Raw genomic sequence first — 13220 nt, 5'->3', positions numbered from 1 at the left:
GTGGCACACAGCCAATCTTCTTCGCAGTGGAAACACCGCCGCTCATAGCGACGGGTGATCGCACTCGTGATCCAGCGCCATCCGTACCGCCCGCTTGCGGACTCCGGCGCAAACTTGTTCGTCGTCTTGCCCATACCGGCTCCGCTTCTCAGGAGTTGGAGCCTCCGACAAAGTCGAGCGGTTCAGGTTTTACTAGCCTCGCGCGACGGAGGATTGCTTTGCCGCGTTTGTTCATAATGCCGACAGCAAGGCACACATAAATCGGACTTCCGGGAAACATTCATCAAGCAAGGGAAGCTCCGCATGAAATTGAGTCATAGTTCGCTGATTGTCGCCGCTATGTTTGCTGGTTTGACGATGTTATCCGTTCCGGCGCTGAGCACACCCACGGCTAATCATGGTGTTGGAAACCCGGCGCGTGAGAAGCGCCTCAGAGCATGGGACGATCTGCACGCCAAGGAAGCTGCCATGAGAGCGCACAATCAAGAGGTTGCGGCGCAAGACCGGGATGCGCGTCGCATCGCCTTTGCATCGCATGACAAGGCTAAGGTCGCGGCGCTTCATGCTCAAGAGACGAAAAACCGTGAAGAGGAAGCTGCAGCTAATGCACAGGATCGCGCAGCCCGGGCGGCGCTGGCAGCGGAACACTGAGTACTAGCACGGTTTGCGTCTGCTTTGGCGTACCGCACTGTAAGCTGTTCGTGCCGTGCCAAGGCGAAGCCCTCGGATCCAGCGGACGAATGCTCCGCTACGCCTTTACCCGAAGATGATGCGGGTGCGGGATGCTGGGATTGCGATAGAGCCCTACCACTGAGGTAAGGCGATTGCAGCTCCTGACACTGCGGAGCGCGAGCGCTCGTAAAGCCATTATTTTAAAACGCGAAGGATGTCCTGCGGCGGAGCAGCGCCTCGCCGCAGGGCAACGGAAAATGGCGCTTTGTGTGGTATTCCAACGGTAACGGCTGAAGGCTTGCCCTAGTCGGCACCGCTATAGGTCTGACTGCCCTTCAGGATAGCTAGGCAATCACGATAGCGACAATTGCAAAGAAAAGGAGCGTAACTGAGATGCCACTCGCCGCTGCCTTTCGGTATCGCAGCAAGCAAGCTCAGTCGCTAAACACCCTCATTAGGAAAAGATTTATGCTGTTTCACACGATGGTTGGTTCGAACGACATCGACCGATCCAAGCGCTTTTACGATACCGTCTTGGGTGCTCTCGGCGTTGGGGAAGCGTCGCTAAACGTAGCTGATAGTGGCCATACCCGCTTGATCTACCGAGGTGAGGATGGAACCGCTTTCATCGTCAGTCAGCCTATCAATGATGAACCAGCAACCGTCTCCAACGGCAGCACGGTTGCATTCCAGTGCAACTCGCCAGAGCAGGTAAAGCAGTTCCATGATGTGGCGGTCGCGGCTGGCGGTACGTCAATCGAGGCGCCCCCCGGCCCCCGCCATACAGCCTCCATGGGTACCATCGAGCTCGCTTATGTTCGTGACCCGGATGGCAATAAGCTCTGCGGCATTCACTTTCCTGCATGACCAAGCCACGGGTCGGCCTGCTATGAGGCTGCTGGCAGGCTGACCCAGTCCCGGCCGTTCGCGACGTGTTTTCGGCTTTCCAACTCTAGTCGCCTGTTCATGTCGCTTGAACGTCCCGTATAAGGCGCTTGAAAGCGATTGCGGAACGGCTTAAAATGCTGGGAGCTGGACAGTGGCTACTCAGCCGGCGTGGCGATTAGCTGACGTCCGAAGCGGTCCTTGGCGCTCTGCCGGGAGTGGGCCAAGACGCATAAATTTGCATCGCGCAGCGGAGACGGCATCAGCCCAGCGCTGATAGTCTTCCGAGCGCTCCGGTGGCGATGTCCTGCAAACGGCCGCTTCGTTGCGATGGCAACCGCCTGCACCCGCTAACGCCGCCACCCCTGCAATCATTGTGAACGATCGTCGCATTTTTGGGATCATCGCACCCGATGCCCTTCTGCGGCAAGTGGCCGACCGCAGAAGGTCCGGTATTGGTCGGCGACCGCGGGATAGCTGCCCTTCCCTGCCCCTCGGCGCAATGTACCCATGTGTGACAGCCCTCCGTTGACAAGATCGAACATGCGCTTTGCGTCGCTGGTTGGCGCGGCCATGTGTCCGACCTGTTGGTGCGGCACATAGCGCCACTGGCCGTAATGCTATTCGCCTGGTTCGGGTCCCGATCACAAAGACGCACTCGAGGTGCCTGGGTCATTATGGATTTTCCCGACCCGGCGGTTTCATAGCGGCGGAAACCATCGTCCCGCAGCTCAAGCATTCGACAATTCGTGGTGGCATAGCGCTTAGCCTCGCCGTCAGGATATTCGATGATCTTGATCGGCATGCCTGGCAGGATCTTCGCAGGTGATCCGTTCACCGCCAGAAGCTCAAGGACGAGAGGAGTTCGCCGCTAATCGCCGTCGGCTTCACAGCAAATACCGCTATATCGAGCGCTTCATCGGAATAGAACAAAGCTTCCGGGTCGAGCTCGAAGGTAACTCCTCTCGCAAGACCTCGGTCCCCTTCCTCATGAAGGAAATTTGCGCCAGCACCCCGCGCCGGAGCAAGATCCAGAAACACGTGCCAGTTGGTAAGCAGAATTGACGGCGATATGAGAAATGCTGTCGCAAAGCCGATTGGTTCTACGCTTGGTTTGGCTGACACGACGATCCTCGCGACCCACCAGCCAGCCACACGTGCCGCTTCGCTTGGCGTAGCAATGATCCAGTCGAGTTTTGGCCCGATCTTTAGCTCGATAAAAACCGGTAGCCGACCTCAGACCTGAGGCTCACCCGCATGGAGTAAATTTGCTCGACAGGCGTCGAACCGCGCCTGCTGCGAAGGCGATACAAAGGTGGATGCACCTGTTGGAGGCTGTGCATTCCAGCGCTTCACGCCGGCTAGCATCACGTCGAGCCGCCGCTCATCAAACAGGCAAATAGCTGTCACACTGACCTCCATCGCCTTGGACTGTCGTTCGAGTACTCTCCAAGCTGGCGATGGTAGTCAGCGCCCTCTGAACGGCAACAGAGCCTACAACTAAACCGAAGTCAAAAGTGAACTTGGCTGTCTGGCGCGTCGGCGCATCACGCTGCCAATGAAGCCCATACCGAGGATCAACATAGCCCAAGTGGCGGGCTCAGGAACCGCTGATGTAAATTGCTGAGCGACAAGGCCAGGCAGGTCAGAGTCCTTGAAACCGAAAACGTAAAATTGGTTTGGGCCAGCGATACCGGGCACGAAATCATTGTCGTTTCCGATGAAAAGCGTGTGATAAGTATCACTGTTCAACGTTACATCCTGTCCAAAGGAGATGCCTTCGATCTTCGCAGGAATCTCGCTTTTCGAAAGACCCGCTGCTGTTAGCGCGCTGACCAGATCAAAGAACGGTTTCGATGATTTTGTGACGCCGGTCGCAGCTGCAGCGTTGGTCCCCGATAGGCTCGTAATATCCGCAGCGCCGTTGGTATCGATTACAAACAGCTGTTTCACTGAGGCTTTTGATCCGTCGCCGAGACCCTTGCCGTCGCGTTCGTCGACCAGGAACTGGTGATCGTTGATCGCCACGATGTCGCTGACGCCCGAGCCAGCTGTGAGCTTGTAACCAAACTCCTGCGTCTTGCCGCTCGCGATATCAACGGTCACAATGCGCAGTAGGCCGGTTGGATCTTGCTCAAGATTTGCCTGCATGATCCCAACCAGCGTCTTGCCGTCAGGCGTGATCGCAAGGCCTTCCATGCCTTTGTTAGCGATACGACCAGTAGGGTTATTCTTGATGTTGATCTCGTCATCGCCGTGCGGCGACTGAAAGCTTACGGCGAGATTGGCTGGTAAATTGAATGTCTTGACGAGCCCACCCGTCGATCGATCAAACTGGCGAATGTACGGCCCGTACTCGTCGGATATGAAGACACTTCGCCCATCATTGGAGACACGGACCGATTCAGGATCAAAGCGAGCATTCGCCTGACCGCCCGATGCCCCAGGAGCGAAGCCGTCCGAGCGGCCAGTGAAGTAATTTGTAGAAGCAGTGTTGATTGAAGGCGTGCCGGATCCGAGCGTAGCACCGCTATTTGTAGTCAGGCCTGCGCCGGTTCCGTAGGTAAGTGCGTTGGGGCTGTAGAGCAGCGTCGTTGCGGTGAGTTGCGGAGTCAACGAGAGGGGCAGTGCGCCGTTGCTGCTAGGGGTCAAGTTCATCGTGACGGTTTGAAAGCGCGAAATGAATGATGTCGTATCATCGATCGAGGACGCATAGGAAACTGCGTTCGGACCACGATCTGGAACAGCGATGAATGTGTTTCCGCCTGCCCATGCGAGACCGGAACCAAGGCCGCCAAGTATGTTGCCAGGCTGCCCATTTTCAAGCGGATCGGTAAGGCCAGACAAATCAATGCCAGCGCCTGCCGAACTACCGTTCAGAGTTCCGTTGGCGAGGTAGACGAACGAAGCGTTGGCCGCAGTAGAGGCAAAGAGGGCGAGCGCGAAGGCTGCCGCTGAAGCCGTTTGCTTCTTCATGTCTATTCCTCCGGTAAAAAGTTAAATCTCGTTAACCGCCTTCTATGACAAAGCCGTGAATACATGACGTGCGCCACCACACGGTATCCTGCTCGCACGTGAGAGGCCTTAGTACGATTAGCTGTATCGCATTGCAGGTGAGACCCACTTGTGGTCATTCGCCACCACCTCTTTTATCCCCAACTTCGGCCGTTCGTTCACCTCGCGTGAGCGACAGCATCGGGGTGCTGATCTCTAGATTGATAACGATGTTTCGGACGAAGTTGAGCTTCACCGGGTAGAAGGCAGAGGCACATTGAAGTACTGAACCAATAGGCAAAAACCGCTGGCATCAAAGTGGGTTAATGCGGATGACGATGAGAGGCTGTGGCGCACGGCTGCTTGAGCAAAAAGACAGGACACGAGCAGAGCCGAGCAGGCGTGTCCTAGCCGTGTCGACCTCGTTGGTGGCATTAGCTCTGACACCGCTTACTGCGGCTGTCGCGCATGCGCAGGTGGCCGAAACGGTCAAGGACGCGTTTTTGCCTGCGGCGGCCTCGCTGCCACCCTCCGGTGGCGATGCGGCCCCGGAGACCGAAATCGTTGTCACCAGCTCGCGCATTCGCGGAGCCATGGGGCCGAACCCGGTAACATCCATCAGCAACAGCCAACTGACCACCCTGAGCCCGCAGAGCGTCCCCGCTGGCCTCGCCAAGCTGCCGATCTTCCAGCCGGTCAAGAGCAGCGGCAGCGCGTCGGATGGCGGCTATCAGCCGACCGGCAACTATCTCGACCTATGGGGTCTCGGCCCGATTCGCACGCTGGTGCTGCTCAACGGGCACCGCGGCGGCCCGACCTATTATGACGGCACGGTGGACATCAACACGCTGCCGCAATTGCTGGTGCGCCGTGTCGAGGTCGTCACCGGCGGCGCATCGGCGGTCTATGGATCGGACGCGGTGGCGGGCGTCGCCAACGTCATCCTCGATCACAGGTTCGTCGGCGTGAAGGCGGTCGCGCAGGGCGGCGTATCGACCTATGGCGATGGTGGGTCGGTGCGGCTCGGCTTCGCCAACGGGTTCGACATCGGCGAACGCTCGCATTTCGAATGGAGCGCGGAATATTACCGGCGCGACCCCATCATCGCCACGCCGCGCGCCTATGGAAACTCGGCGGTGTTGATCGTCGGCAGCGGCACTCAGGCCAGCCCGCTCGCGCAGCTTGCCGACACGCGGCTCAACAGCTCCGCGTTCGGCGGCTTTGTCACCAACGGGCCGTTCGCGGGGCAGCAGTTCGTCGGCGATGGCACGCTCGCGCCGTTCAACAAGGGCGCCGTCACGCAAAGTTCCGGCATATCGGTCGGCGGTGACGGTACGTATCGCCGACCGTCCAACCTGCTGCCGTCGCTGCGTACAATGCAGTTCTTCGGGCGGTTCGATCACAATTTCGGCGGCGGCATCACCGGCTATGTGCAGGGCGGCTAGATGCCGTGAGCGGGGGCCATCCACTCCATTCATTCATCTTGGCTTTTGAGGCGTCCGACTGATCCGCGCAGTTCGACAAACAGCCTGCTTCGGGGGGCAAGCGGAATTCTATTCAGCGGATGATCGCTTCAGCGGCATAGCCGCTACAGCCTTGCCATAGCCTCATATGAGGCTTACATTGGTATCAAAAGAAGTGGAGTTATCATGGCATCACAGCCTGCATCGATTGAGGCGCTCCTTGGCGTGAATGCTGGGCGGCAATTTTCACGCCTCGCCTTATCTAATTCAATCGAAAGTGGCTTGCCGGTAGCAGCGCTAGACCGCCTAGCCGACACCGTGGCACCTGACGATGCCAGGTTCAAATTTCGTTTGATCCCAAAGGCAACGTTGGAACGGCGCCGGAAGACACCTGCACAGCGGTTGACCAGCGAGGAAGGGGATCGGTTGGCTCGGCTCGCAAAGGTGTTCAGCTTCGCGCTTGAGATCTACCAGACACCCGAGAAAGCACGCGAGTTCCTCAATCGCCCGCATGCCATGCTCGACGGCAAGCCGCCGCTGGACGTGGCGCTCGCCACGGGTCCAGGTGCCGACGTGGTTATCAATCTCCTCGGGCGGGCGGCCTATGGTGGGGGTGCGTGATAGGGAACCGGACGGATCGTGTCTTTACCGCATTCCGCATAGGAGACCCAGATGGCGTTCACCCGATATATGACAGTGAGGGTGCTAGGCTTTACCCTGGCCGCTGGAACACATCGGCCAGCCCCATCATCTACGCATCCGAGCATTACTCGACGGCCATGCTGGAGAAGCTAGTACACGCTAACAGCGTGCTGCCGCCCAATCAGCATTACATCCGCATCACGATCCCAAACGGAACCAGCTACGAGGTTTTTCAGCCCGCAGCGCATCCTGGATGGGATGGAAAAAACGAAAGCCTTTGCAAGGTGTTTGGAATGGAATGGTACGAGGAGCAGCGGAGCGCCATCCTCCTCGTGCCTTCCATCCCTGCCAGGGTCGAGCGGAACGTCCTGATCAATCCTCGTCACCCTGACGCTGCGCAGATCACCTATGAGCTGCCCGAGCCCGTGTGGTGGGATGAACGGCTGTATGGCTAAACCGGCTAGCACCGGAGTACGAAGGACCGGCTGCGGAGTGTGCCAAAGACGAGATCTTCCGTCTATGGCGTAGTGGTGTTGGGGCCTTGCTGCTCTCGTGGCGAATACCCAAAAACAGTCGTCCCGGCGCCTTCCCCGCCGCCCAACTTCAGCGGTTCGTTTGGCTTGCTGCGGCTTCACCTAAAGGGGGGGGCGATATGTGAAGGCCTGCTTCAATGATCCAAGGCTAACCATGGCTTTTATCAGATAAAGCACAAAGCCGCCACTGCTATCAGCAAGATTGGTGCGAGCCTGTGGCGTACGTATTCTAAGAGGGACCGAAAGCGATTGTAGGCGTCGATGCGGAGCAGAGTGGAACAATAAAGGAACTCTAGGAACAAGGAGTAGCATCTTAAGACTCGGTTTACCGCCTTCGTACACCGCCCCGTCTTACCATCCGTTAATATTTACCTTTTTTAACTGCGGGGGGCGCCTTTCTCTCGCAGATGAGGTGGCTATATGCAGAAGTCGAACGCGATCCCGATTAGGCATGCGTCCGCAAATGACGAGTGGATGCAAGGTCTCGATGATGCGGCGGTGCGCCGGATCAAAGATGCTGCTAGAGAGAACATCGACTTACTTTGAAAGGGAGTAAGTCAATGTATACATATCGCCGTTGAGTCCTCTGAAGACGTCGCCGCCACGATGATTGACTATGCAATTCAGCTAAACGGCCAAGCAAAGGAGGCAATCCGACGCTATGGCAGCGCCGCCGAGCGGTGGCAACGACTTCGCTAACACCGGGCCCTGCTACGGCCTGCCGCGGACTCGTTTGACACCTGTGGCTTCTACGGAGCCTCGCAGATACTCGACGGCAACAAGTTCCAGCTACCAGCTCCCTGCCCGCATCTCTTTGGGGGGGGCAGCCATCCGAGGCGGTCTCGTTTGCGGTGGTCGGGCTAGGCTGGGCGGGCACGCTTTCTCGGTCTAGTCTTTTGCTATCCGCCTTGTTGGTAATCCACATCATAGGGGGTCAGTAATGGCGCATACGCATGTTACGGCAACAGCCAACATCGCTGTTGAAAGGGCCATGAATGTGAAAATTCCTAACCCGAAGAGACTGCAGCGGGCGTAATACGAAAGACCATTTCGGTTACGTATATTTAGTCCCCGCACTGCAAACCGCCGCGATCCTTTGGGATAACCTAAAGCCTGCAACGACACAGAAACGGGCATGAGGCTGATCAGCGCGAACAAGAGAAAGATCAGCCGCAAGATCATCGCTGGGCCCTTTGGCTCGCCTCCCTGGGCGCTTAGTCATCCCGTCCTAACCCGCAATTTGAAACGATTTTGGAAAGGCTGCAACGATTAGCGAAACGATCGCTACCCGCTTTGGAGCAGCCACAGGAGGCGCAGACACCAGCTGGGCGCCAGAGCGCTCGACACGCTCCAGCAAACTCCTAGCGCCCCTACAGCAACCGTTACGCCTTGTGGCGATCTGATAGCTTACGCAGCCAGTGTGACCTCACGCGCCAGGGACTCTTCAGCTTAGGAAAATGCTTAGCTCTTTATTAAGACTTACATCCGATGTTATGTAGAGTGAGCACGGTATACGTGACAAAGCTATTGAGGGGGACAGACTAAATGGAAATGGAGAAGACTTGCGCTTTTATTCGAGGCGATCACTGCAAAAGCTTTGATTAGCAGCTTCATCTTTTAGTATCCCGATAAGGATTTGGCACATCAATATGGCCGCTCGCTACGCTACTATGCAAGAGCGTTCAATGTTGTCTCACTTTAGTAGTCAATCCGTGCATGAGGTTGCGATCGGTTAATTCGCTTCTTCGCAGCTAATTCTTCAGGCTGCAATGTTCCGCGCGTTCCTCAACAACTTGGAACAAGGCTAATTCTCGCGCCTCTGCCCACTGAGTGTTTGAGCCGTCGCTTACTGTGGTCGCAGCCTTGGTATCGCTTGCTGCGGCGAGATCGTTTAAAAGGACGCCGCTGCACTCGGCCAGAACCACGTCAGCCACGTCCCGTGCTTCGTCCTGTAAACTTGCCGAGACCCTTGCCTGCTTCTGCACGCACGCTTTGGCCTCGCGGGTCAGGTGAGAAGTCTCAGGACCACCCGCTGCGCATATGTCGGGATAGTACTGGCTCGTACACCCTGTAAGGCAACTCAAGAGCGCCAATGGTGTGAACAACCGCATCTAACTCTCTAACTTCCGGCCGGACTCTCAGAGCTGCGTGGAGCGAGTAGACCTCCGCTGTCAATCTGTAGCCAAGCAAGAGCCGGTACGAAGGCCCGAGAGACCAAGGGGCGCCACAAACAGCAAAGGGATGCGAGGGCATCGAGAACGCCTGACGCGCTCCAGCGGACTCTCAGCGCCCCTAAAGTGGCCTCAGGACCGTGAGGCTATCAGGCAGCGGCCCGCAACAACGTCCCTACATCGTTGTCGTGAAGGCAACGCATCGCATCAGGTGCCCCGGCTGCAGGCCGAGGGCACTGCCAAAGCGATAGAGACTGGCCGGCGAACAAGGCCTGCAACGCCGCAATCTCGTCCCTACTGAGCAATGGCCGCAGCTGGCGGGAGATCATGGATGCCACCGGATGCAGTCGGACCTTACTGGCAGGGATCGCTCGCGATCGCCGGCTGCTCAAAGCCGAGCGGACGCCAGCTAAGTGCGCGCCGGTACCTTCCGTTGCCCCGCCGGCACATCATCCGATTGCAAGGTACGTAACACCCGTCCGATCGTCGCATCTGGCAGTACCAAGGTGGCGACCTGCCGAAGATTGAAGCGCACTGGCTTTAAAAGGGGTTAACCGGCAACTTGTAAAAACCGAGTTTACAAAACCGGATTACTTCATAAACCAGGTTAGCGTTGAAATCAGTCAGCTTAAATATTCGCTTTTCAAGCGGCCAGCACTGCCTGCAAGCGCTTAGCGCCCCCGACGAACCAGCATAGATATTGTTTATGGAGAAATTTACTGCGCCATTGTTGTGCCGGATTTCCTAGCGCTGACGGCACCAACCGACGATCCAAAGGCAATGACAATGCCACTAGGCAGGCGGCTCGAAGTAGTGGTGGCGCCAAAAAATAAGCCCGATACGAAAGTCATCCGCCTACAGGCCACGCAGCTATTGCCTACGTAGAAAACGAAGAGCCTCTACGCTATCGCGGCGATTACGAGCGCGAGCGATGTTACTTGCAGTAGCATCTAATGAACCCTCTGCTTGAGCACTCTTTAAACCATCGTTTGCTAATTGTGCAGATTGCGAGCTGGATGTTTCTAGGTCCCGTGTTGTATTTACAAGCGGAGTATCTTTTACATCATCTGCAATATCTTCCCTCAACGGCGCGCGCGCCAGCACAGTCACCCGAGTCACCTTGGTGCTAAAGAAATCAGTTTTGGGTTTGTTGACCAGATTCTGAGTAGGATGTTGTTTAGCCAAGCCGACCTGCGGATCTCTATTTTGCCAATTAGGGGCGGCTTTCGAACTGAAAACAGGAGGCTCCAACGTGATGCTGCGAATCGTTTTAGCTGGGATGCTCTGCCTACTTTCAACGATAAGATTGCCGTTACTTCGCTCGAGAGAACTATCCTCTAAGGAGCGCTTTGTGACGTTACCCAGCCCTAGCCCGAGGATTGCCACAACTACTGCGACCGGGATTGTCAGTGAGGCTTTCTTGCATGCAGCAAGAACCTCAATTATGGGGATTGCTCCGATGATCCTGAATGGTCGACCGTCAAGGACCACGGTGCCCTCAGAAAAGCTGATAGATCCGTTCGAAGCATCTTCTAGCGCATGATTGATGTGCGTCCCAATACTGGCAGTTTGGATTGAGTAGCGTTTCCAAGGGCCGAGGATCTCCCGCAGATCTGCATCCAACTGTTCGTCGCCAAAAGCGATAGGTTTTAGCATTGGTCTTTCCAAGTGATAGCTTTCTGGCAGCGGCAGACTCGACAATGGTCGAGTGCACCTTGATCATTGCGGTGGCTTGCTCCGCAAATCTTCTTCAGCGGTGCACAACACCCATGTTTCCTTATTCTCGATACCCAACGCCGTTAGCCTGCCGGTTCGGTAGGCAGCAGTATCGATCCCGATCCGGTTAGAGCGGAATACCGGTCCGTTTTCCACGGCGGCATGCCCATGAACAACAATGTGCTCATGAAGCACGGATGAGTTTAGGAAATCATTTTTAATCCACATAAGATCGTCTGGGTCTTGATCGTTGATCTCTATACCAGGCCGGATCCCCGCGTGCACGAGAAGATAACGTTCGTGCTGATAATACAGTGGCAAGTTTGCTAGCCAGCCGATTACGTCCTCACCAACTGCCTTCGCAGCCGCAGCTAAGTTTCCCATCGTCGCAGGGCCGTTCGCAACTTTTGATTCTATACCCCAACTAAGTAGAGTTTCTCGGCCGCCGAAGAAATCAAGCCAATGGCCGTATACGGTTAAGTTCCCACCTAAGGCTTCCGCCATCATGTCCTCATGATTACCCCTTAGCACCACAAAATCCGAGGTAGACGTGGTCAACTGCATACATCCGCGTATCATTCGCGCGGCATCGGGACCGTAGTCGATGATATTACCGAGCAAAACGACTCGTGTGCTGACAATTCGGCGGGCCTGACTATCGCGTGCAACGATGTTTATGAGACGTCGAAATAGATCAAAGCGTCCATGAACATCGCCAATTGCAAAGACGCGTTGTGCAGGATTAAGGGACGAGTAATGGTGCGGCTTCCCTAACCTGCTTTCGACGCTTAACAACGTCATCGCTTACCAAATCCGTCTTGAAGGTCGATTGAAAGGGCGAGTCCTCCAGATGCCGCGGCAGCGCCGCTTGACAGGCCGGCAGTCGCGTATCCCGTCAGTCGCAGCGGAGATCCACGCACCTTGGTTGAGGCTCCAACAAACACTTCATGGGAGTTGCTTACTAGTCTAGTGGCTGACAAGGAGTAATGATAAGAGAGGAGTAGAAAACTTTTATTGCTTAATGCATAGGAAGCTCCAGCCGAAGCTGCTGGTCCATTCCGGAGCACGTATGTTGTTGTGTCCCCTAAAAAACGGTAACTAAAGGATGCAAACGGCGTTACTTTGCCTACAGGCACTGATATATCAGCACCTAAGGAGTAATCATTCTCTCCGCTGGATAAGCCGCTAATTTTGCTAGCCGTGCTGAGCTTGGCGCGCCCTGAAAACTGCAACTCCACATTTGAATCTTTCGGGATAAATGTGAAGGATCCACCAAGAGTGAGGTCGCCTAAACCACTATATACCTTTCGCCTCGATGCCGTATTTGGCGCTACCAGTACTGGTGTTGCATCTATTCCAGTAAAAACAGTCGAGCGGCTTTGAATGCGCATCCACGGCAGAGATGCTGTTAGGCCCCAGTTGCCAAGTCTTAGTCTTGCCCCAAGCGCTGAGGTTAAAATTGTTGTGTCGGATTTAGAACCAAAATCACCTGCCGCGAAACTTGTTCCAAGCGATAACTCTGCAGTATTCTCCTCCCCATTGAGGCGGGTTACGGCTTGAGGTACGCTACTTGGTGAAACACTTGATGTGGCACTTGAGGGAGAGGTCAGGCCGTCATTATCATAGCCGCCAATAGAAGCTACACTGACAGCTTTATCTGACTGCTGTGCGACCGCCGGGGTCGCCGCCAGCCCGCCGCCTGTCATACTGAACAGCAATAGCAGTACCCTATTCATTCGAAATTCCTGCTAAGCGAGGGAGTTGAAGAAGCGTTGGTAGCGGTCCTAAGTTCCCGCTGCCCAACCAGTGAGATCTTCAACCATGGCTTAAGTCCGTGGAGAACGAGCTCCTGGCGAACCCTCTGCCAATTCGCAGGAACATGCACCGCAAGACGGCGTCTAGCCGCGACCAATCGCAGTAGCGGCAAAAGGCGCTTCTGGCCTTATAAGTGCCGCCATTTTCCTGCAGCATGCTCATAAGACCGTCTACTGGTCAGATACTCAACCTTTCCCTGCACCTCTGTCAAGCTCATGTTCGGCTCGCTACTCCTCGGCGTAGCATTCTGCCTATTTAGTAAGCGCAGCCTCGTCGACACATTCAAGCCTTATCAAGGCTGCCGCCTGCCACGGCGACGTCGAAGTTCG

10 protein-coding genes and 2 pseudogenes are annotated in these 13220 nt (G+C 56.0%); 6 read left to right on the top strand and 6 right to left on the bottom strand.

Annotated features, from left to right (window positions below):
* Positions 1-303: 303 nt before the first annotated feature.
* The 3 genes from L8F97_RS21830 (at position 304) to L8F97_RS21820 (ending at position 2622) form a co-directional block, all read left to right on the top strand.
* Positions 304-651, top strand: a complete 348-nt coding sequence (locus tag L8F97_RS21830) for a hypothetical protein (RefSeq protein ID WP_242154773.1) — start codon at positions 304-306, stop codon at positions 649-651.
* 489 nt (positions 652-1140) lie between these two features.
* On the top strand, positions 1141-1539 hold the full coding sequence (locus L8F97_RS21825; RefSeq protein ID WP_242154771.1) for a VOC family protein: 399 nt from the start codon (positions 1141-1143) through the stop codon (positions 1537-1539).
* An 843-nt stretch (positions 1540-2382) separates the two neighbouring features.
* The gene (locus L8F97_RS21820; protein WP_242154770.1) at positions 2383-2622 is read left to right on the top strand and encodes a hypothetical protein; all 240 of its coding nucleotides are present in this window, start codon (positions 2383-2385) and stop codon (positions 2620-2622) included.
* 435 nt (positions 2623-3057) lie between these two features.
* Here the strand turns inward: L8F97_RS21820 and L8F97_RS23100 are convergent.
* Positions 3058-3171: pseudogene (locus L8F97_RS23100) on the bottom strand (PEPxxWA-CTERM sorting domain-containing protein); the annotation flags it as partial.
* 99 nt (positions 3172-3270) lie between these two features.
* Positions 3271-4533: pseudogene (locus L8F97_RS21815) on the bottom strand (esterase-like activity of phytase family protein); the annotation flags it as partial.
* 431 nt (positions 4534-4964) lie between these two features.
* Between L8F97_RS21815 and L8F97_RS21810 the strand changes: the two are divergent.
* The 3 genes from L8F97_RS21810 to L8F97_RS21800 all read left to right on the top strand — a co-directional run bounded on the left by L8F97_RS21810 (position 4965) and on the right by L8F97_RS21800 (position 7111).
* The gene (locus tag L8F97_RS21810; protein WP_242154766.1) at positions 4965-5996 is read left to right on the top strand and encodes a TonB-dependent receptor plug domain-containing protein; all 1032 of its coding nucleotides are present in this window, start codon (positions 4965-4967) and stop codon (positions 5994-5996) included.
* Between the two features lie 204 nt (positions 5997-6200).
* Positions 6201-6635, top strand: a complete 435-nt coding sequence (locus tag L8F97_RS21805) for an antitoxin Xre-like helix-turn-helix domain-containing protein (RefSeq protein ID WP_242154763.1) — start codon at positions 6201-6203, stop codon at positions 6633-6635.
* Positions 6632-7111: an RES family NAD+ phosphorylase gene (locus L8F97_RS21800; RefSeq protein WP_242154762.1), complete on the top strand. Its 480-nt coding sequence runs from the start codon at positions 6632-6634 to the stop codon at positions 7109-7111. The genes L8F97_RS21805 and L8F97_RS21800 overlap by 4 nt, the downstream gene beginning before the upstream one ends.
* A gap of 1829 nt (positions 7112-8940) precedes the next feature.
* On the opposite strand, the gene L8F97_RS21795 is transcribed toward L8F97_RS21800, so the two are convergent.
* From L8F97_RS21795 to L8F97_RS21780, 4 genes are all read right to left on the bottom strand, one after another.
* A complete protein-coding gene (locus L8F97_RS21795; RefSeq protein WP_242154760.1) occupies positions 8941-9123 on the bottom strand; it encodes a hypothetical protein in 183 nt (60 codons plus the stop codon).
* 1107 nt (positions 9124-10230) lie between these two features.
* Positions 10231-11016 carry a hypothetical protein gene (locus L8F97_RS21790; RefSeq protein ID WP_242154759.1) on the bottom strand — a complete coding sequence of 262 codons (786 nt, stop codon included), beginning with the start codon at positions 11014-11016 and terminating at the stop codon, positions 10231-10233.
* Between the two features lie 63 nt (positions 11017-11079).
* A complete protein-coding gene (locus L8F97_RS21785) occupies positions 11080-11877 on the bottom strand; it encodes a metallophosphoesterase (protein ID WP_242154757.1) in 798 nt (265 codons plus the stop codon).
* A complete protein-coding gene (locus L8F97_RS21780) occupies positions 11874-12812 on the bottom strand; it encodes a hypothetical protein (protein ID WP_242154755.1) in 939 nt (312 codons plus the stop codon). The genes L8F97_RS21785 and L8F97_RS21780 overlap by 4 nt, the downstream gene beginning before the upstream one ends.
* Positions 12813-13220: the final 408 nt, after the last annotated feature.

Origin of the sequence: Sphingomonas sp. BAUL-RG-20F-R05-02 (assembly GCF_022662305.1) — a bacterium.
Classification (GTDB): domain Bacteria; phylum Pseudomonadota; class Alphaproteobacteria; order Sphingomonadales; family Sphingomonadaceae; genus Sphingomonas.
This window is presented reverse-complemented; position numbering and strand designations above follow the sequence as displayed.

Bases quoted from the DNA above. Each gene is read 5' to 3' on its own strand.
- L8F97_RS21830 (WP_242154773.1), top strand. From the start codon at position 304: ATGAAATTGAGTCATAGTTCGCTGATTGTCGCCGCTATGTTTGCTGGT.
- L8F97_RS21825 (WP_242154771.1), top strand. From the start codon at position 1,141: ATGCTGTTTCACACGATGGTTGGTTCGAACGACATCGACCGATCCAAG.
- L8F97_RS21805 (WP_242154763.1), top strand. From the start codon at position 6,201: ATGGCATCACAGCCTGCATCGATTGAGGCGCTCCTTGGCGTGAATGCT.
- L8F97_RS21790 (WP_242154759.1), bottom strand. From the start codon at position 11,016: ATGCTAAAACCTATCGCTTTTGGCGACGAACAGTTGGATGCAGATCTG.
- L8F97_RS21785 (WP_242154757.1), bottom strand. From the start codon at position 11,877: ATGACGTTGTTAAGCGTCGAAAGCAGGTTAGGGAAGCCGCACCATTAC.
- L8F97_RS21780 (WP_242154755.1), bottom strand. From the start codon at position 12,812: ATGAATAGGGTACTGCTATTGCTGTTCAGTATGACAGGCGGCGGGCTG.